This window comes from Saccharopolyspora sp. NPDC049426, assembly GCF_040676935.1.
GTDB lineage: Bacteria > Actinomycetota > Actinomycetes > Mycobacteriales > Pseudonocardiaceae > Saccharopolyspora.
Genome location: NZ_JBFAPZ010000004.1, coordinates 171,788 through 190,120 on the forward strand (window position 1 = coordinate 171,788; position 18,333 = coordinate 190,120).

An 18,333-nucleotide genomic window follows, 5' to 3' on the forward strand; every position below is an offset into this window, starting at 1 on the left:
TCCTCCGGGTCAGGGGGTGAGGATCGCGCGACCGCGGATGCGGCCCGCGTCGAGGTCGTCGATGGCGTCCTGGAAGCGCTCCAGCGGGTACTTGCTGGTGTGCAGGCGGACCTTGCCTTGGGCGGCCAGGACCATCAGCTCGCACAGGTCGTTGTACGAACCCACCAGGTTCCCGATGAAGTTGATCTCCGTCGAGATGATGTCGATCGTCGGCACGTTGATGTTCTCGCCGTAGCCGACCACGTGGTAATCGCCGGCGCGGCGCAGCATCCGTACCCCGTCGGAGGTCGCACCGCCCTCGCCGACGAAGTCGATGACCGCCTCCGCGCCGTGCCCGCCGGTGAGCTCCTGGACCTGCTCGACGTGCGTGCCGTCGGCCACCACGCCGTGATCGGCGCCGATGTCGGTGGCCAGCTTCACCGCGTCCGGGTTGCGGTCGAGCACCACCAGCTCGGCCGCCGAGATGGCCTTGAGCACCTGGATTCCGATGTGGCCCAGCCCGCCGGCGCCGACCACCACGCACTTGTCGCCCGGGCGCAGCCTGCGCGCCGCCTTCGCCGCCGCGTGGTATGCGGTCAGCCCGGCATCGGCCAGCGCCGCCACGTCCGACGGCTCCAGCGAGTCGTCGATGCGCACCACGCTGCGCGCCGAGGTCTTGAGGTAGTCGGCGTAGCCGCCCGCGGTGTCGATGCCCGGGAACAGCGACTGCTCGCAGTGCACGTCGTCGCCGAACCGGCAGGCCCGGCACAACCCGCAGGTCGCCAGCGGGTGCACGATCACCTTGTCGCCTTCGGAGACGTTGGTGACCGCACTGCCGACCGCGTGCACCCAGCCCGCGTTCTCGTGCCCGATCGTGTAAGGCAGGGCGACACCCGACTTCTCGGCCCACTGACCTTCGAGGATGTGGATGTCGGTGCGGCACACGCCCGCACCACCGATCTTGACCACCACGTCGTGCGGTCCGGATGCCTCCGGAACCGGGACCTCGGTCAACCGCATCGGCTCGTGGTAGCCGACCACCTGCACTGCTCTCATCCTGCTCGTCCTTCCGAAGTCATGGCCCGCGGCGCCTGATCGGCCGCGGAGCCCGGGTAGCGGGTGCGCAACAGCCCGCGGCAGAAGTGCGAGTTGCCCTCCACCGAGATGCGCGTCGCGCGGGCGAAGCGCAGCCGGAACGGCACCTGCTCCGGCGTGCACGGCCGGCCCTCGTCGTCGACCAGGACCAGCGCGGACGCGGAGTTGTCGAAACCCACCGCCGCGCGCCGATTCAGCAGCGAGCGCGTCGCCGGCTCCTCCGGCAGGTCGGCGACGGTGATCGCGTGCAGGTCGGCCTCGTTCAGCTCCGGCCGGTCCTTGAGCAGCCTGGTCAGCACGCGTTCCATCGCCGCCGCGTGCGCCTTGCGGCGGAACGTCGCGCGCAACTCCTCCAGGTCCTGCTCGGCCTCGCCGGGGAAGGTGCCGCGGTAGCCGGCGTCGGCCGCCAGCCCCGCGTTGATCAGCTCGGAGTCGTGGTGGTCGTCGAGCTCCACCAGCACCCCGGTCACGCCCGGGAGCGCGCGCAGCACGTCCTTGGCGTCCGAGGCCATCAGGTAGGCGAAGTTCGGGGCGCAGAACGACGTCGGCAACCGCAGGTGAGCCTCGACCTCACCGGACTCGCCGACCCGCAGCGAACGCACGAACCCCAGATCGGTGATCGGCTCGTCCAGTTCCGGGTCGATGACCTGGTGCAACGCCTCCCACGCCGAGCTCTCCAGTCCGGCGCCCATCTCAGACGCCCGCCTTCTCGGCCACGCCCAGCCCCGCGGGGACCTCGATGCCGTACATGCGAGCGGCGTTGAGGCCCAGGATCTTGCGCTTCTGCTCTGTGGTCAGCGGGGCGTACTCGGTCATGTCCTGCGGGATCTGGAAGTCCACGAACCGCTCGATCAGCCACTTCGGCGTCCAGATCGCGTAGTCGCTGGAGAACTGGATGCGGTCCTCGTCCAGCCAGTACAGCAACTCGCCGATGATCTGCGCGAAGTAGCGCGGCCGGGAGTGGATGAAGGGCATGGCCACCGCCAGGCCCGCGTGCACGTTGGGCTCCTGCGTGGCGATCCAGCAGAAGTCCTCCAGGCGCGGCAGCCCGCAGTGCTCCACCACGAAGTTCAGGTCGGTGAAGTCGGTGGCGACCTTGTCCACGTCGGCGACGTCGAAGGCGTCGCGGTCCAGCGGCCGGATCGTCGGGCCCTTGTGGATGTGGATGTTGCGAACGCCCAGCTCCTGGCAGGCCTCCAGGTACTTGTAGGTCCACGGGTCGTCGAGCTTGTAGCCGCGCGAATCGCCCTGCCACTCGGCGGTGTAGAGCTTCACGCCCTTGAGGCCGAAGCGCTCGGCGTCGCGGCGCAGCTGGTCCAGCCCCGCCTGCTCGAAGCGCGGGTCCCAGCAGTGGTTGTAGGTCAGCTTGTCCGGGTGCTTCTGCGTCAGTGCGAAGGCCTCCTCGGTCTGTCCGAAACCGTTGCCGTAGAAGGCGCTCAGCAGCGCGGGCTGGAAGATCGCGTGGTCGACGTAGCCGTCGGTGAACAGGTCCCGCATGAGCCGCTCGCCGCCCTGGTAGAGGAAGTCCTCGTAGGGCCAGACCTCGGATTCCGGGCTGAGGTTGCGGTGGTAGTCGTAGAAGCAGTCGATGAACTGCTTGCCGTGGATGTTGCGCTGGTTCTCGGCACGGGCGTCCCAGAGCGCGACGTGTGCGTCAACGATGAAGTAGTTCTCGCCGTCCTTGCTGTACATCTGCTTCCTCCGCTACGTGGCAGCCGTGGCACGTTGGGAGGGAACGCTAAGAGCGGCGGGAGCCTGCTGGGGGACGCTGCGTGTCTCACTTTGAGACAGCGCGATCGGTGATGGCGGCCACGTCCTGCGCTTACCCTGATCCCACCGGCGCAACGACGCGTCCCTTGGAGGTTCGAGATGCACCTGCACCGGAGTGCGCCCGACCCCGCCGCCTGCCCTGCCACCGTCACTCCTCGGTTGCGGGCGTCCTGGCGGCGCAGCGAGCGCTACGGGATCAGCGCGGAGGAGATGCGCCCGGTGTTCACCGGCTCGGTCGACACCGGCTCGCTGCTCTACGAGTGCGGTACCGCGGTGCTGCGCGGGCTGCAGGCCACGCTCGCCAACGAACCGGTCAGCATGATGATCACCGACCCGGAGGGGCTGGTGCTCAGCCGCGTCTGCGAGGACGGCACGATCAACCGCTCGCTGGACCGCGTGCACCTGGCGCCGGGCTTCTACTTCGCCGAGGAGAACGCGGGCACCAACGGCCTCGGCCTGGCGCTGGCCGACCGCGCCCCGTCCCTGGTGCGGGCCGAGGAGCACTTCTGCGCGGGACTGCGCGGCTACACCTGCGCGGCGGCTCCCGTGCTGGACCCGGTCAGCGGTGGCGTGGCGGGCAGCGTCAACCTCACGACCTGGTCGGACTCGGCCTCCGAGCTGCTGCTCGCGCTCGCCCAGTCGGCGGCGGGCAACACCACCGCGCTGATGCTGGCGCGGGGTGCCGGGCGCAGCGCGCACCCGATGCCGCGCGGGGAGGTCTTCCGCGTCTACGCCGACCGGATGCGCGCGCCGGAGGCCTCGGTGCTCACGCCCGGGTGGCGCAGCGTCTTCGCCGAGGCGCGCTCGGCCTTCCGCAACGGCCGCGCCGTCGCCGTGGTCGGCGAACCCGGAACCGGCAAGACCGCGCTGGCCTCGCTGGCCCGCCGGGAACTGCGCCGCGAGCGAGTGCTCAGCGTGCGACCGCCCGCGCCCGACGACGTCGAGGCGTGGCTGGAGCTGTGGGCGCCGGAGCTCGGCAAGGACAGCACCTGCGTGATCATCTCCGGTGTCGACCGGCTGCCCGCCTGGGTGATCAGCGAGCTCGCCGAGCGGTTGGGCGAAGTCCGCGCAGTCGGCGGCATGCAGCCCTACGTGCTCACCGCCGAATCCGCCGAGGCCGTGCCCGAGGAGCTGCGACGGCTGATCGACACCGTCGTCGAGGTGCCCGCGCTGCGGTTCCGGCCTGATGACATCCAGCCGCTGGCCAGGCACTTCGCGCGTCAGCAGCGTCGCCGTGACGTGGACTTCACGGCCTCGGCGGCCCGGACCCTCAACGCCTACGACTGGCCGGAGAACGTCCGCCAGCTGCGCCAGGTCGTCCGCGAAGCCGCCGGCCGTGCGGACCTGATCGACCTCAACCACCTGCCGCCAGAGGTCTTCACCGGCCCGGGAAGGCCGCTGACCAGGCTCGAATCGGTGGAGCGCGACGAGATCATCCGCTGCCTCACCGAACCCGGCACCACCGTCGGCGAGGCGGCCCGCGAGCTCGGCGTCAGCAGGGCCACGATCTACCGCAAGATGGCCCAGTACCGCATCACGGTCCCGGGCCGAGCACCCCGCGCCTGACCGGACCCCGCCCTCGGGAGCTGTGGTCCGGGAGCAGGGCAGGTTTGGTTCGAACCGTCCGTGATCGAAGTCCGTTTCGTCCGGTCGGTTCAGACCAAACCGCCCGCCTCCCGGGGCCGAGGGGACCAGCCACTGGACAGCGGCCGTTCCGTTGAGCAGGCTCGGCGGAGTCGTCACGCCGTGGAAGGGGTTCGAAGCAGCGATGCCGCGCGCAGTCCGGATCGATTCTCCGCAGGCGCTGCGCGTCGTCGCAGCCGAACCCGAGCCGCCCGGCCACGACGAAGCCCTCGTCGAGGTCGCCTGGTCCGGGATCTGCGGTTCCGACCTGGAGGTCTACCACGGCACACGGCCTCCGGAGTTCGTCCGCTACCCCGTCGTCCCCGGCCACGAGTGGTCGGGCACCGTCGTGCGGGCAGGAGCCGACGTGGACCCGGCGCTGGTCGGCCGCAAGGTGGTGGGCGAGGGGTTCCGCAACTGCGGCCGGTGCACGGCCTGCCGGGAAGGCGACACCAGTCTGTGCTCGGCCGCCTACGACGAAACCGGCTTCACCCAGTCCGGCGCGTGGGCCGATCACCTCCGCATCCCCGCCCGACTGCTGCACCCGCTGCCCGATGAGGCCGACCTGCGCGCCGCCGCGCTGCTGGAACCGGCCGCGTGCATGGCCTCGGCGGTGCTCAAGGCCGACGTGCGGGTGGGGGAGAGCGTCGCGGTCATCGGCGGTGGAACCCTCGGCCTGCTCGCCACCCAGCTCTTCGCGGCGGCCGGTGCCGGAAGCCTCGTGGTGGTCGATCCGCGAACCGACCGCGCTGAGGCCGCCAAGGCATGCGGCGCAACGGATTTCCGCACCCCCGACGAGCTCGGCGACGGTTTCGACGTGGTGCTGGAAGCCGCGGGCGCGTCGGGAACCGGGCGGCTCGCGGTGCGCTCCACCCGGCGAGGCGGGCGAACCGTGCTCACCGGCATCGCACCGGAGGAGCACGAACCGCTCACCCCGGCGGAGCTGGTCGGAGCCGCGGTCACCGTGCACACCGTGTTCGGGGCCCCCTCGCGCGCGTGGGCGCACGCGGTCCGCGCCTTCGCTACGGGGCGGCTCGACCCGGCTCCGTTGATCACGCACGAGTACGCGTTGGAGGATGCCGAGCGGGCGCTGCACGCCCTCGCCGACCCGGCGGTGCCCACCGGGAAGGTCCTGCTGCACCCATGACTCGTCGCGGAGGTTCACCGATGCTGGAGCAGATCACCCCTCCGCTGGCCGGGCACGGCGAAGGGCCGGTGTGGTTCGGCCGCTGGCCGGGGCTGCGATGGGTGGACATGCTGGTCGGTGACGTGCTGACCCTCGAGGCCTCCGGTGAGGTCCAACGCCGCCACGTCGGCTCGGTCGCGGCAGCGCTGCGCCCGAGGGAATCCGGTGGCGCGGTGCTGGCGCTGGAACGCGGGTTCGCCTTCGCCGACGACGCGTTGCAGGACATCCAGGTGCTGCCGGAGCTGTGGAGCGGCGCGGACGTCCGGATGAACGAGGGCGGCTGCGGTCCCGACGGCGCGTTCTACTGCGGCTCCATGGCCTATGACGAGACACCCGGCGCCGGAACCCTCTACCGCCTCGACCCGCAAGGCCGCGTCGAACCCGTCGTGCCCGAGGTCAGCATCTCCAACGGTCTCATGTGGACGGAGGACGGGTCGCGGGCCTACTACGCCGACACGCCCACCCAGCGGGTCGACGTGTTCGACTTCGAGGACGGCGAACTGGTCAACAGGCGGCCGTTCGCCCACATCGACCGGGCCGACGGGTCCCCGGACGGACTCACCGTCGACGCCGAAGGCGGCGTCTGGGTCGCCCTCTGGGGTGGTGGCGCGGTCCACCACTACACGCCCGACGGCGCGCTCGCCGGGATCGTCGAGGTCCCCGCACCGAAGGTCACCGCCTGCACCTTCGGCGGCGAGGACCTCGACCGCCTCTACATCACCACCTCGCAGGTCGGCACCGACCTCGAACACCACCCCGGCGCCGGTGCGGTGTTCGCCACCGACCCCGGGGTGCGAGGGCTCCCCGTGCGCACCTACGCGGGGTGACTCCTCCGCCTGCTCAGGCGTGGGGGTCGAAGGCGATGCCCTCGGGCTTGGCGCTCTCCAGGTTGCCGTTGAAGGCCCCGTCGGAGATGGCCAGGCTCGCGCTGCCGTAGTCGGCCGAGGTGAGCTTGTCGCGAAGACCGGTGTCCGGCCAGTTGTCCCAGCTCACCAGAGCGGGGTACTGCCAGGTTCCGTAGTGGTTCTCCGGCTGCTCGTCCGCGCCGGCCAGCCGGAAGCAGTGCGTGCTCGCGCCGTCCTTGTGGTAGACGACCTTGGCGTGGCTGCCGTCCCACTGGACCTCGTTGGCCGGGTAGGTCGAGTAGTCGCCGTGCGCCGAGGTCGAGACGTACTTGGCCTCGTCGTTCTCCACCCACACGATGACGTGTTCGAGGTCGTGGCGGTGTCCGCCGAGCCCGCTGCCGTCCACGGCCTGGTCCTTCTCGAAGTACAGGTCGTAGACGTAGGCGCACCAGCCGTTGTTGCACTTGGAGCGCGAGTAGGAGTTGGTGTTGTCCAGGTCCGACTGGTCGTGGCAGCTGCCGTTGATCGCACCGGTGGTGTCCAGGCCGGGAGCGATGGTGCCGTCCGAACCAATCGCCGGAGTCGGGTAGCAACCGTCCCCGTCGTAGTCGAAGGCGGGCTGCCACTTCGCGTCCGCTTCGGCGGCGCTGGTGGGCAGCGCGGTGGGCGGGTCGGCGGCGGCGATCGCCGGCGGCAGCGCGAGGAGCAGGACCGCGGCTCCCGCGACGCTGGCCGCGAACTTCCCGGCCGGGCGGGCGCGGGGCGTTCCGTCCACAGTGTTCATCAGGCGATCGTTCCTCTCGTCCGAATCCGAAATTGGTTCGATCATAAATCGATTCCGGACCGGAACAGGAGAAAATGATCTGAACAGAACAGGACACGTCGGCGTCTCGCTCGCGGTTTTCCCAGTTTCACCGAATGAGAACGGCGAATTGCCGAAATTGTCTGGGAAGAGTGCGGAAGAACTTCGCTGAGGGAATTCGGGTGACCCCTACAGGAGTGTCGGACCTCGCACTGCGTGCCTGCTGATGAGGTCCCGGTCACGCGGGCTGATCGGATGGGTGTCGTGCGCGTTCGTCCAGGTGTAGGCGTCGTGCTCGGTGAGTCGCACGTGCTCTCCGGTCACGGTCACCGACCACGTGTGCTGCCGGACGCAGCGGCCGTGGCGATTGACGTAGTCGAAAGCGGCCAGATGGCGGGTGAATCCGGTGACGGCGAGTCCGGTTTCCTCGCGGACCTCCCGTTGCAACGCGTCCAGCAGATCGCAGTCGTGCGGTTCGACCTTGCCACCCGGCATTTCCCACACGCCACCGCGGGATTCGTGCCGCGGACGACGCAGCATCAGCGCCTTGCCCGCGCGGATGATGAGCGCGCGGACGGCGTGCTGGCGGATCCCGTCGGCGGCGTCGCGGGCGATGAGTTCGGCGAGTTCTGCACTGTTCATGAGTCGCGGCCCCCTCGATCCGTGCGGCTCACCACCAGTTTGACGCCACAACCCCGAAAACGCTCCCCGGTATCCGAAAGTCGCCACGAGCGATCGCGAGACGCCCTCGGGTTCCGCGAGCGGGAGGGCTAGCGGGAACCTCGCGTCCGTCGGCTACCGCAAACCCGCCGCCTTCGCCGAAGCCTTCCACCGCCACACCGGCCAACAGCCCGGCATCCCCGCAACGGCTGAGCGGTGAACGACCTTCCGGGTGCGGCCTTCCGGAACTCTCGTCCTCGGTGCGTCGTGGCCGGAATACCGCGGTAACCGGGTTCGCGAAGTGCCTGGTGTCGTGTCCTGGGAGGTCGCATCGCTCACGAGCGGGCGTGAGTCGTGCCGCAGGTCGTGTCGGGTGGTGGTGGGGCTGCGTAGGGTCCCGGGTGGTCGTCTTCGGGAGGGAACGCATGGCAGTCGGGCAGGAGTTCACGCGCGCGCAGGACGGCACCTCGCTGGCCTTCCAGGTCGCCGGTGCGGGGCGGCCGCTGGTGCTGCTCGCGGGGCAGGCCAACAACCACCGCTGGTGGGACGGCGTGCGCGAGGACTTCGAGGACGTCCACCGCACCATCACCGTGGACTACCGGGGGACCGGCGCCAGCGGCAAACCCGATGAACCTTGCTCCACAGCGGGTTTCGCCGAAGACGTCATCGCGGTGCTGGACGCGCTCGGCATCGACTCCGCTGACGTCTACGGCACCTCCATGGGCGGTCGCACCGCCCAGTGGCTGGCCATCAACCACCCGGATCGCGTGCGGCGGCTGGTCCTCGGCTGCACCTCACCCGGCGGTCCGCACGCCGTCGAACGCGACGCCGCGGTCCGCCGCGCCCTCGCGCAGCCGGACCGGGCCGCGGCCGAACGGGCGCTGCTGGAGCTGATGTACAGCCCGGAGTGGCTGGCCACGCACGACGGCCCGCGCACCGTTCTCGGCGACCCGGACATGCCGGCGGACGCCCGCCGCCACCACCTCGCCGCCAGCAACGGCCACAACGCCTGGGAGCGGCTGGGCGAGATCGGCTCGCCCACCCTGGTCGTGCACGGCGCCGATGACCGGATGACCCCGGCGAGCAACGCCGAGCTCCTGGCCCAGCGCATCCCCGGTGCCGAAGCGCACGTCCTGCCCGGGCTCCGCCACGCCTACTTCCACGAGAACCGGCCGGTGGCGAGCAAGCTCGTCGGGGACTTCCTCGCCGACTGAGCCGCGCGCCGATCTTCCGCCTGGGGAGGATGGCGCGGGCCTGCGCGAACCCCGCCCGCTAGAATGGTGGACAAAATTGTTATCAATCTCGGGGTAGGGGCAGTGACCACAGCGAAGCGGGACGACGTCGGCCAGGAGGCTCCGGTCGTGAACGCGATCCGCGAGGCCATCACCAGCGGAGACTTCGCCCCGAACCAGCGGTTGGTGGAGGCCGAGCTCTCCGAGCAGTTCGGCGCCAGCCGCGCCGCCGTCCGCAACGCGCTGGTCCAGCTGACCACCGAGGGCCTGGTGGAGCGCATCCAGAACCGGGGTGCTCGGGTGCGCGCGGTGTCGCTGCAGGAAGCCATCGAGATCACCGAGGTCCGGATGGTCGTCGAGGGTCTGTGCGCGGCGCGCGCGGCCGAGCGCGCCTCCGAGCAGGAGCACGGTGAGCTGCGCGAGATCGGCGAGCTGATGCAGCAGGCCGTCGCCGCCGGCGACGTGCTCGGCTACTCCGAGATCAACAAGCGCCTGCACGCCCTGATCCTGCGCATCAGCGGCCAGGAGACGGCGTGCGCGGTGCTCGGGCGGCTGCGCGGCCAGAACGTCCGGCACCAGTTCCGCCTGGCCATGCACCCGGGCCGCCCCTCGGTGTCGCTGCCGCAGCACCTGGCGATCATCGAAGCCATCTGCGCCGGCGACGCCGAAGCCGCTGAGTCGGCGATGCGCACCCACCTGGGCAGTGTCATCGAAGCCCTGCCCGAGGTGGACAAGACCCAGTCGCGCTTCAACGCCCTGTGAGCGCTAGCGCGCGGTGACCCGCTGGGCGAACTCCAGGGCTCGGGTGAAGATCCGCTCGCCGTCGACCGGCCCGCGCCACAGATGTCCGGCGTCGGGCACCAGCTCGCAGTCGACCGGGCGACCGGCGGCGCGCAGCGCGTCGGCGAGCAGTCGGCTCTGCTCCGCGGGAACGGCGTCGTCCGCGGTGCCGTGCGCGAGGTGGAACGGGGGAGCGGCGGCGTGCACGTGCGACACGGGACTGGCCGCTCTCGCCAGATCGGGCACCTGCGAGGCCGCTGCTCCGAGGAGCTGAGCCTCGCGCGAGTCCGGGTCGCCCCGCGAGGGCATCGCGCTCAGATCGTTCGGCCCGTACCAGTCGACCACGCCCACCACCGCGCCCGGAGCCTCCCGGGTGGCGGTGAGGCCGAGCAGCGCGGCGAGGTGCCCGCCCGCGGACTCGCCCCACACCACGATCCGCTCCGCGTCGACCCCCAGATCGGCGGCGCGGTCACGGATCCAGCGGGCTGCGGCGGTCACGTCGTCGAGTTGGGCGGGGAAGACCGCCTCGCCGCTGAGCCGGTAGTCGGCCGAGACGACGGCGAAACCCGCCGCGACGAGCCGCGCGAACGGGCTCGGTGACCAGTCCCGCCAGGTCGGGCAGAACGAGGTCCGCGAGCCGAGCCGCCAGCCTCCACCGTGCAGGAACAGCACCACCGGCGGTCTCCGCACCGGTGGCAGGTGGACGTCTGCCAGCAGCGGGCGGAACCCGTCCGGAGTCGCGTAGGGCACCGCGCGCAGGAGTTCTCCCGACGCGCCCTCGATGGCCGTCGCGGCGGGAAGCGGTTCGGTGCCGGTCATGGTCGCTGCTCGCTCGCTGACGGAGTGCGCCACCGGTGCTCCGGCAGGAACCGGACGTCGTAGCGCTCGCCCACGATGCCGAACCTGTCCGGTTCGGGAACCACCGGTGCGGTCGGCAATCCCGGTTCGTCCGTGGGTGCGCCCAGGTTCTCGAAGAACCGCTCGAAGGTCCCACCCGGCCCGGCCGCCACGCCGACGATGCGGCTGTGGTGGCGTTCGATCCGGTAGGCGTGCGGGCAGTTCTTCGGCACGAACCCGAAATCGCCCGCCGCCAGCAGCTTCTCGTGCTGAGCGCCGCCGGTCTCCTCGACGAAGAGCCGAACGGCGCCGTCGGTGATGAAGAAGGCCTCGTAGGTCTCCGGGTGCGAGTGCGCGGGGATGATGTCGCCCTTCGGGCCTTCGCAGGTGAAGAAGTTGAAGGTGTTCTCGGTCTGCTCGCCGCCGGCGTAGATCGTGAACAGGTCCCCGAACAGGTGCGCGCGGTCGCCCTGCCCCTTCTCGATGAAGTAGGGCTTGCCCGGCTCAGGTGGGATCTGCGAGCGCGTCCGGTGCTGCGTCGCGAACTCGATCGTCATGATCCCTCCACGTTCCAGGTCGGCTACACTGTCAAGGTACCTGACGATCGGCGAGGTGTGAACGACCGGGCGGGAGATCGTGCGATCGTGTACCCCGACCGCTCCCGGAAGCTGAGGATCATGGACGACACCCCGCCGAACGTGCCGCAACTGCTGGCATCGGCCAAGCGCTGGTTCGACGACGCGCTGCACAACAGCATGCGGCACTCCGGCGAGCAGCCGGTCACGGTCGCGCAGGCGGCGGTGTTCGCCAGCCTCGACGCCGCGGGAACCTCCGCCGCCGAACTGGCCCGGCGCATCGGCACTACTCGCCAGTCGGTCCACCAGGCGGTGCACGGGCTGATCGGGATGGGTCTGCTCGAACAGGTCCCCGATCCCACCTCGGCCCGCAACCTGCTGGTCCGCGTCACCGAGGAAGGCGCCCGCGTCCACCGCAAGGCCCTGCGCACCATCGAGGCCATCGAACGCGAGCTCGCCACCCGCATCGGCTACGACGCCGTCACCGCGCTGCGCGCCGCGCTGGACCAGCCCTGGGACACCCCGCCTCTCATCCGATGACCTCAAGAGGGGGAAGTCGACGTCGTCGTCATCCGCGCTGCTGACCAGCATGGATGAGCCGCTGGTCCGCTCGACGGGCGCCGAGCCACCGCGCACTGGGGTCGCGCTCGAACAGCTGACCCAGTTCGGTGCCGCGTCCACCGGAGAACGGGCTGGATCCCCGCCTGACGCGAACGGGCGACTCGAAAGAGGTTCCGAGACCGGCGCTGTGTGGGCACCATGAGAACACACCGCGCCGGGGCGGTCCTGCCGCACTCCCGGCGCAGTTCCCGGAGGAGGCTGGCATGGCCGAGTTCCCACCCATCACGCACGTGGCGATCACCGTGTCCGATCTCGAACGCAGCACCCGCTGGTACCGGGCGCTGTTCGGCTCCGAACCCGTGCTGGACGAGGACGAGACCAGCGGCGGTTTCCACCACACGGTGTTCGCGCTGGCCGACGGACAGCTGTTCGGGCTGCACACCCACCCCGGCGGAGCCAAGGGCGGGGCGTTCGACGAGCACCGCGCCGGACTGGACCACGTGGCCTTCGCCTGCCGCGACCGGGCCGAGCTGGAGAGCTGGTGCCACCGCCTGGACGACCTCGACATCCAGCACGGCGGCATCGTCGACGCCCACTACGGTTCCGGTGTGCAGTTCCGGGACCCCGACCACATCGCACTGGAGTTCTTCGCGCCACCGGCCTGAACCGGTGTTCGCGCGACGGTCTGCAACGCGACATCGAACGCGTCGCCCAGGGGCGGTTTTGGTCCGAACCATCCATGATCAATGACCGAAACGTCAGGTCGGTTCGGACCAAAACCGCCCGCTGCCCGGAGCGTCAGGCCGGCAGAGCGGAGTAGGCGGACGGGTCGCCTACGCGGGTCTCGCTGCGGCGGCCGTCCAGGGAGACCGGGACGTCACCGGCGACGGTCACCCGGTGCATCCTGCGCGCCTGCTCGTCGTAGTCGGCGAGGGCGTAGTGCTGCGTCGCGCGGTTGTCCCAGATCGCCACGTCGCCGGGCTGCCACTGCCAGCGGGCGGTGTTCTCCAGGCTGGTCACCCGGTCCTGCAACAACCGGAACAACGCCTGCGACTCCGGACTGCGCAACCCGACGAACCGCTTCACGAAATGCCCCAGCAGCAAAGCGCGTTCACCGGTCTCCGGGTGCACCCGAACCACCGGGTGCTCGGTCTCGTAGAGGTCGGAGACGAACTCCGCGCGGTGCGTCTGCTCCTTGACGTCCACCCCGCCGGTCCGGGTCTCGTCCACCCGCGCGGCGTAGTCGTAGTCGTTGGTGTGCACCGCCCACAGCTCGTTGACCAGTGCCTTCAGCGGCTCCGGAAGGCCTTCGTAGGCGGCCGCGGTGTTCGCCCACGTGGTGTTGCCGCCGTAGGAGGGCAGCTGCACGGCGCGCAGCACGCTGATCGCGGGCACCCGGTCCACGAAAGTGACGTCGGTGTGCCAGCTGTTGGCCTTCCCGTACTCGGAGTCGATCGGCAGGATGTTGCCGATCGCCCGGCTCGTGGTCGTCGGGTGCGCGAGCGTCAGATCACCCAGCAGCGAGGCGAACTCCTGCTGACCGGTCTCGTCGAGGTGGTGCTGGTCGCGGAAGAACACGACCTTGTTGGCCAGCAGTGCCGAACGGATCTCGGCAACGGTCGACGCGTCGAGGTCGCCGCCCAAGCGCACGCCGTCGATGCGGGCGCCGATGTTGGCCCCCAGCTTGACGACGTCGAGGGCCTTCTTCTGCTGCGGAACAGCGGTCATGACGGTTTCTCCTCCATCAGTGCGGACCCGGCGCGGGACCCTCCCGCGCCCGGAAGAATCAACTGCGCCAGCGCGACAGGCGCCGCTCGACGGCGGTGAGCGCGTGGTTGAACGCGATGCCCAGCAGCGAGATCGTGACGATCCCGGCGTACATCTGCGGGACCTCGAAGTTGTACTGGGCCGCGTTGATCAGGTAGCCGAGACCGGCTTTGGCGCCGACCATCTCGGCGGCGACCAGCACCAGGATCGAGGCGGCCGCGGCCAGTCGGATCCCGGTGAACACCGCGGGCACCGAAGCGGGCAGGACGACCTTGCCGAACACCGCCGCCGAGCCGAACCCCAGCGACCGCGCCGACTTGATCAGCAGCGGGTCCACGGTGCGCACGGCGCTGATGGTGTTGAGCAGGATCGGCCACACGCAGGCGAACACGATCAGCGAGATCTTGGAGGTCTCGCCCAGGCCGAGCAGCAGCACGAACACCGGCAGCAGCGCCAGCGCGGCGGTGTTGCGGAAGACCTCCAACAGCGGTGTGAGCAGCTCGTCGGCCGTGCGGTACCAGCCGATGACCAGCCCCAGGGGCACCGCGATCAGCAGCGCGATGGTGAAACCGGTCAGCGCGCGAGCCAGGCTCGCCGCCAGGTTCTCCCACAGCTGTCCGTCCGCGGCGAGTTCGAACCAGGTCGCGGCCACCCGGCTGGCCGGGGGCAGGAAGATGCTGTCCACCAAACCGATTCGCGGCACCAGCTCCCACACCGCGAGGAACACCAGGATCGCCACCGACGACCGAGCGGCGCGACCGGCCCGCACAGCCGCGTAGCTGGCGGCCTGCCGGGGTGGGGTGAGCGTGTCAGCCAACGCCGATCACCTCCGGCGCGGCGTGCAGCAGCGACCAGATCCGGTGCCGGTACGCGGCGAACTCCGGCCTGAGCAGGGTGTCCTCGCGGCTGGAGCGCTCGGCGATGTCGACCTCGACGGTCTCCCGGATGCGGCCGGGCCGCGAGGTGAGCACCGTGACCGTGCGTCCCAGGTAGACGGCCTCGTCGATGTCGTGGGTGATGAACACGACCGTCTTGCCGGTCCGCTGCCAGATGTCCAGCAGCTGCTCCTGCAGGCGCTCCCGGGTCTGGGCGTCGAGGGCGCCGAACGGCTCGTCCATCAGCAGCACGTCGGGATCGAAGGCGAGGCTGCGCGCGATGGCGACCCGCTGGCGCATCCCGCCGGAGAGCTGGTGCGGGTAGTGCCCGGCGAAGTCGGCGATTCCCACCAGGTCGAGGTGTTCGCGCGCCCGTTCGCGGCGCTGCGCCTTGGACGCGGAGTTGGCCTCCAAGCCGAGTTCGACGTTCGCCTGAGCGGTTCGCCAGGGCAGCAGCGCGTACTGCTGGAACACCACGCCCCGGTTGAGCCCGGGACCGTTGATGGGCTCGCCGCCGATGCGGATCTGCCCGCTGGTGGGGGAGTCGAGCCCGGCGAGCAGGTCCAGCAGGGTGGACTTCCCGGAGCCGCTGGGGCCGACGATGACGGCCAGCTCGCCCGGCTCGATGCGCAGGTCGACCCGGTCGAGGGCGGTGACCTCGGAGTCGCGTCCCCGGAAGGTTCGGGTGACGCCGTCCAGAACGATGTCTGTCATGGTGTGCCTCTTCGTGTCAGGCGAACGGGTTGAACTCGTTGGTGTGGATGCGGGAGACGTCGACAGCGCCGGGCCGGATGACTCCGGAATCGACCAGCCGCTCCAGCCAGAGGGAGAACTCGCGGGCGGCGATGGCCCCGCCGGGTCCTGCGACCCCGCTGGAGCGCCAGTACGCAGCGGTCTTGGTGTCCTCGTTGCGGCCGCGTCGCCGGATGATGTCGGTGAAGCGGGCGACGACCTCCGGGTACGGGCGGGTCTGCGTCCACCGCACCGCCTTCGCGATGCCGGCGACCAGCGCGCGGGTGGTGCTTGGGTTGGCGGCGATGAACTCGTCGCGCAGCACGTAGCACCCCGCGCTGAAGGCCCCCAGCAGCTCGAAATCGGTGAACAGCGGGCGGATCCCGCCGCGCGCCTTGGCCTTCTCCGAGATCGCTCCGGTCATCGTCGACACGTCGAGCTGACCGGAGCGCAGCGCCTGCTCCGAGCTCACCGGCGGTACCACCACCGGTTGCACGTCGCGGATCTCGGAGTCGGAGAAACCGTTGCGGCGCAGGTAGATCCCCAGCACGTCCTGGTGGTGCGCTCCGACGGTGTTCATGCCGACCGTCACGCCGTGCAGGTCGGCCGCTCCGCGCAGCGGGCTCTCGTCGAGCACGAAGTACCCGGCGTTGCTCAGCGCGTCGGACCCGTAGTAGGAGACCACGGCGGTGATCGGTGCGCCTGCGGCGACCAGCCGCAGGATCGAGCCGTTGAACGCGCCGCCGATGTCGACGTCGCCGGTCACGGTGGCCTGGATGTCCTGCGGCCCGCTGGTGGTGTTGCCGATCCACTCCAGGCGCACGTCGCCGAGCAGGCCGAGGTCGGCGGCGAGCTCCGGGAACGTCAACTGACCGGACCACCCCTGGTAGCGGACGTCCGTCGTCTCCCCGCGCGGAGCGGCGGAGGAGGCGGCGCATCCGCTGAGGACTGCGGCGGTGGGCAATGTGGACAGACCGAGGCGTAGGAAGTCGCGGCGTCCCAGGGGACGCCGTGGTGAGGAAGGCACAGTGCGAAGACCCGTCTTCTCGATGAATCGCCGAGGGGGCTCAGGCGCGACGTAGCGCAGTCGCGAAAAGGGGTGAGGTGAGGAGAAGACGCCGCTCGGATCAGTTCAGCGGCGGTGAGGTGTCAGCGACAGCGGGCGCTGGCGACGCGGAGGCAATCCACGTAGCGGCGCTCGACCAGAGCGATGTTCGCTGTCATGCCCTCGATAGAACCAGTGCTCGAACGAGGGTGTCAATCATGGTTCCCGGGCGTCCCGAAGGGCGGGACCCGCTCGCTTGTTGCTGGATCGGCAAAGAACGTTGCTGAATCTCGCGAGGGTTGGGCATGGTGGTCGCTGGAGGTGGTCAGTGATGGAGAACGAGGGCCAGACCAGGTACGACGTGGTCGTCGTCGGGGGTGGCGCAGCCGGGTTGAACGCCGCGCTGATGCTGGGGAGGGCGCGCCGCAGCGTTCTGGTGATCGACGGCGAGCAGCCCCGCAACGCCCCCGCCGCCCACATGCACGGGTTCCTCTCGCGCGACGGCGAGCCGCCCGCCGACCTGCTCGCGGCCGGTCGCCGCGAGATGGCGGGCTACGGGGGAGAGGTCCTTTCCGGACAGGTGGTTTCGGCGCGACGCGAGGGCTCGGGCTTCGTCGTGGAGACGGCAGACGGCAGGCGGGCGAGCGCGCGACGGTTGCTGCTGGCAACCGGGCTGCGCGATGAACTGCCCGACGTGCCGGGGTTGGCGGAGAGGTGGGGCCGCGACGTGCTGCACTGCCCCTACTGCCACGGCTGGGAGTTCCGCGACGAGCCGATCGGCGTGCTGGCGACCAGTCCGATGAGCGTGCACCAGGCCCTGCTGTTCCGGCAGTGGAGCGAGCGGATCACGTTGCTGCTCAACGGATCCGGAGTGCCGTCGGGTGAGGACGCGGAGAAGCTCGCCGCTCGCGGCATCGACGTCGTCGCGGAGCCGGTCGAGGAGCTGGAGGTCGTCGGCGACGAGCTGGCCGGAGTCCGCATGGCGGGCGGGCGAGTGGTTCCGCTGCGGGCGTTGGCGGTGGCTCCGCGCATGGTCGCCCGGTCGGAACCGGCCGCCGGCCTCGGTCTGGAACCCGAGGCGCACCCCAGCGGCGGTGCGCACATCCCCTCCGACGAGAGCGGCCGGACGTCCGTGCCGGGCGTGTGGGTCGCGGGCAACACGACCGACCTGCGCGCCACCGTGATCGTCGCGGCGGCTGCCGGGGCGACCGTCGGGGGAATGATCAACATGGACCTGGTCGAGGAGGAGACCGCCCGCGCCGTGGCGTCCGCGCGGGAGCCCTTCAGCGCGGTGGCGGAGAACCGGACCTGCGAGGTCGCGATGGGCGACAGCCGACACGGAATGACGCTCGACCAGGAGGAGCACATGAGCGCAGCGGAGTGGGACGAGCGCTACGGCAGCCAGGAGTGGCTCTTCAGCGGAGCCGCCAACGACGCCCTCGTTGCCGAGGTCACCGGCATGCCGCCGGGGCAGGCCCTCGACGTCGGCTGCGGTGAGGGTGGCGACGCGATCTGGCTGGCCGAGCAGGGCTGGAAGGTGACCGCGACCGACATCTCACGGGTGGCGGTCGAACGCGGTGCCGCGGTCGCCGCGGAGCGCGCTCCGGAGGTCGCCGCGAACATCGCGTGGGTGCGCGCGGACCTGGCCGCCGAGCACCCACCGGCCCGCTCGTTCGACCTGGTCTCCGCGCAGTACTTCGCGCTGAAGAAGGAACGCGGCGACGAGCCGCTGCGCGCCCTGCTGGCCGCCGTGGCGCTGGGCGGGACGTTGCTCTACGTCGGTCACGACCCCGCCGGGTTCCCGCCCGACACCGAGTTCGACCCGGCCGAGTACGTCATGCCCGCCGACGTCGCCAAGCTCCTGGACGGGGACTGGCAGGTCGAGGTCGACGAAACCCGCCCGCGCACCGGGCCCGGCAAGGAGGAGCACCCGCACGACGTGGTGCTCAGGGCCCGTCGAGTGCGCTGA

At 70.5% G+C, this 18,333-nt stretch carries 19 protein-coding genes; 8 read left to right on the top strand and 11 right to left on the bottom strand.

Going from position 1 to position 18,333, the window contains the following annotated elements:
- Positions 1-9 precede the first annotated feature (9 nt).
- Genes AB0J78_RS09735 through AB0J78_RS09745 form a run of 3 tightly spaced genes read right to left on the bottom strand, consistent with a single transcriptional unit; the run spans position 10 to position 2,766 of the window.
- Complete coding sequence (locus AB0J78_RS09735) at positions 10-1,035, bottom strand: NAD(P)-dependent alcohol dehydrogenase (protein WP_363788308.1); 1,026 nt, start codon at positions 1,033-1,035, stop codon at positions 10-12.
- Complete coding sequence (locus AB0J78_RS09740) at positions 1,032-1,766, bottom strand: iron-sulfur cluster assembly protein (protein ID WP_363788309.1); 735 nt, start codon at positions 1,764-1,766, stop codon at positions 1,032-1,034. Before AB0J78_RS09740 ends, AB0J78_RS09735 begins: the two co-directional genes overlap by 4 nt.
- Before the next feature lies 1 nt (position 1,767).
- Positions 1,768-2,766, bottom strand: coding sequence for an amidohydrolase family protein (locus AB0J78_RS09745; RefSeq protein ID WP_363788310.1), 999 nt, complete (start codon positions 2,764-2,766; stop codon positions 1,768-1,770).
- A 177-nt stretch (positions 2,767-2,943) separates the two neighbouring features.
- Between AB0J78_RS09745 and AB0J78_RS09750 the strand changes: the two genes are divergently transcribed.
- The 3 genes from AB0J78_RS09750 (at position 2,944) to AB0J78_RS09760 (ending at position 6,480) form a co-directional block, all read left to right on the top strand.
- Positions 2,944-4,410 (top strand): helix-turn-helix domain-containing protein, encoded by a 1,467-nt coding sequence (locus AB0J78_RS09750; protein WP_363788311.1) that lies wholly within the window; start codon positions 2,944-2,946, stop codon positions 4,408-4,410.
- 202 nt (positions 4,411-4,612) lie between these two features.
- Entirely contained in the window at positions 4,613-5,614 is a 1,002-nt protein-coding gene (locus AB0J78_RS09755; RefSeq protein WP_363788312.1) for an alcohol dehydrogenase catalytic domain-containing protein, read from the top strand.
- Positions 5,615-5,634: 20 nt separating this feature from the next.
- Positions 5,635-6,480: an SMP-30/gluconolactonase/LRE family protein gene (locus tag AB0J78_RS09760; RefSeq protein WP_363788313.1), complete on the top strand. Its 846-nt coding sequence runs from the start codon at positions 5,635-5,637 to the stop codon at positions 6,478-6,480.
- A gap of 13 nt (positions 6,481-6,493) precedes the next feature.
- Here the strand turns inward: AB0J78_RS09760 and AB0J78_RS09765 are convergent, their stop codons facing one another.
- Both AB0J78_RS09765 and AB0J78_RS09770 read right to left on the bottom strand, forming a co-directional pair.
- Complete coding sequence (locus AB0J78_RS09765; protein ID WP_363788314.1) at positions 6,494-7,282, bottom strand: NPP1 family protein; 789 nt, start codon at positions 7,280-7,282, stop codon at positions 6,494-6,496.
- Positions 7,283-7,489: 207 nt separating this feature from the next.
- Positions 7,490-7,942: an NUDIX domain-containing protein gene (locus AB0J78_RS09770; RefSeq protein WP_363788315.1), complete on the bottom strand. Its 453-nt coding sequence runs from the start codon at positions 7,940-7,942 to the stop codon at positions 7,490-7,492.
- 443 nt (positions 7,943-8,385) lie between these two features.
- Between AB0J78_RS09770 and AB0J78_RS09775 the strand changes: the two genes are divergently transcribed.
- A complete protein-coding gene (locus tag AB0J78_RS09775) occupies positions 8,386-9,174 on the top strand; it encodes an alpha/beta fold hydrolase (RefSeq protein ID WP_363788316.1) in 789 nt (262 codons plus the stop codon).
- A gap of 102 nt (positions 9,175-9,276) precedes the next feature.
- Complete coding sequence (locus tag AB0J78_RS09780; RefSeq protein WP_363788317.1) at positions 9,277-9,954, top strand: GntR family transcriptional regulator; 678 nt, start codon at positions 9,277-9,279, stop codon at positions 9,952-9,954.
- Positions 9,955-9,957: 3 nt separating this feature from the next.
- Here AB0J78_RS09780 and AB0J78_RS09785 read toward each other — a convergent pair whose 3' ends face one another.
- On the bottom strand, positions 9,958-10,791 hold the full coding sequence (locus AB0J78_RS09785) for an alpha/beta hydrolase (protein WP_363788318.1): 834 nt from the start codon (positions 10,789-10,791) through the stop codon (positions 9,958-9,960).
- Entirely contained in the window at positions 10,788-11,366 is a 579-nt protein-coding gene (locus tag AB0J78_RS09790; protein ID WP_363788319.1) for a quercetin 2,3-dioxygenase, read from the bottom strand. The genes AB0J78_RS09785 and AB0J78_RS09790 overlap by 4 nt, the downstream gene beginning before the upstream one ends.
- Positions 11,367-11,486: 120 nt before the next feature.
- On the opposite strand from AB0J78_RS09790, the gene AB0J78_RS09795 reads away from it, so the two are divergent.
- Entirely contained in the window at positions 11,487-11,924 is a 438-nt protein-coding gene (locus AB0J78_RS09795) for a MarR family transcriptional regulator (RefSeq protein ID WP_363788320.1), read from the top strand.
- A 284-nt stretch (positions 11,925-12,208) separates the two neighbouring features.
- The gene (locus AB0J78_RS09800; protein WP_363788321.1) at positions 12,209-12,610 is read left to right on the top strand and encodes a VOC family protein; all 402 of its coding nucleotides are present in this window, start codon (positions 12,209-12,211) and stop codon (positions 12,608-12,610) included.
- A gap of 133 nt (positions 12,611-12,743) precedes the next feature.
- Here the strand turns inward: AB0J78_RS09800 and AB0J78_RS09805 are convergent, their stop codons facing one another.
- Genes AB0J78_RS09805 through AB0J78_RS09820 form a run of 4 tightly spaced genes read right to left on the bottom strand, consistent with a single transcriptional unit; the run spans position 12,744 to position 16,283 of the window.
- A complete protein-coding gene (locus AB0J78_RS09805; protein ID WP_363788322.1) occupies positions 12,744-13,673 on the bottom strand; it encodes a TauD/TfdA family dioxygenase in 930 nt (309 codons plus the stop codon).
- A gap of 58 nt (positions 13,674-13,731) precedes the next feature.
- Positions 13,732-14,529 (bottom strand): ABC transporter permease, encoded by a 798-nt coding sequence (locus AB0J78_RS09810; RefSeq protein ID WP_363788323.1) that lies wholly within the window; start codon positions 14,527-14,529, stop codon positions 13,732-13,734.
- Complete coding sequence (locus AB0J78_RS09815; protein WP_363788324.1) at positions 14,522-15,301, bottom strand: ABC transporter ATP-binding protein; 780 nt, start codon at positions 15,299-15,301, stop codon at positions 14,522-14,524. The genes AB0J78_RS09810 and AB0J78_RS09815 overlap by 8 nt, the downstream gene beginning before the upstream one ends.
- Positions 15,302-15,317: 16 nt before the next feature.
- Positions 15,318-16,283: an ABC transporter substrate-binding protein gene (locus AB0J78_RS09820; RefSeq protein ID WP_363788325.1), complete on the bottom strand. Its 966-nt coding sequence runs from the start codon at positions 16,281-16,283 to the stop codon at positions 15,318-15,320.
- 412 nt (positions 16,284-16,695) lie between these two features.
- On the opposite strand from AB0J78_RS09820, the gene AB0J78_RS09825 reads away from it, so the two are divergent.
- A complete protein-coding gene (locus tag AB0J78_RS09825) occupies positions 16,696-18,333 on the top strand; it encodes an FAD-dependent oxidoreductase (RefSeq protein WP_363788326.1) in 1,638 nt (545 codons plus the stop codon).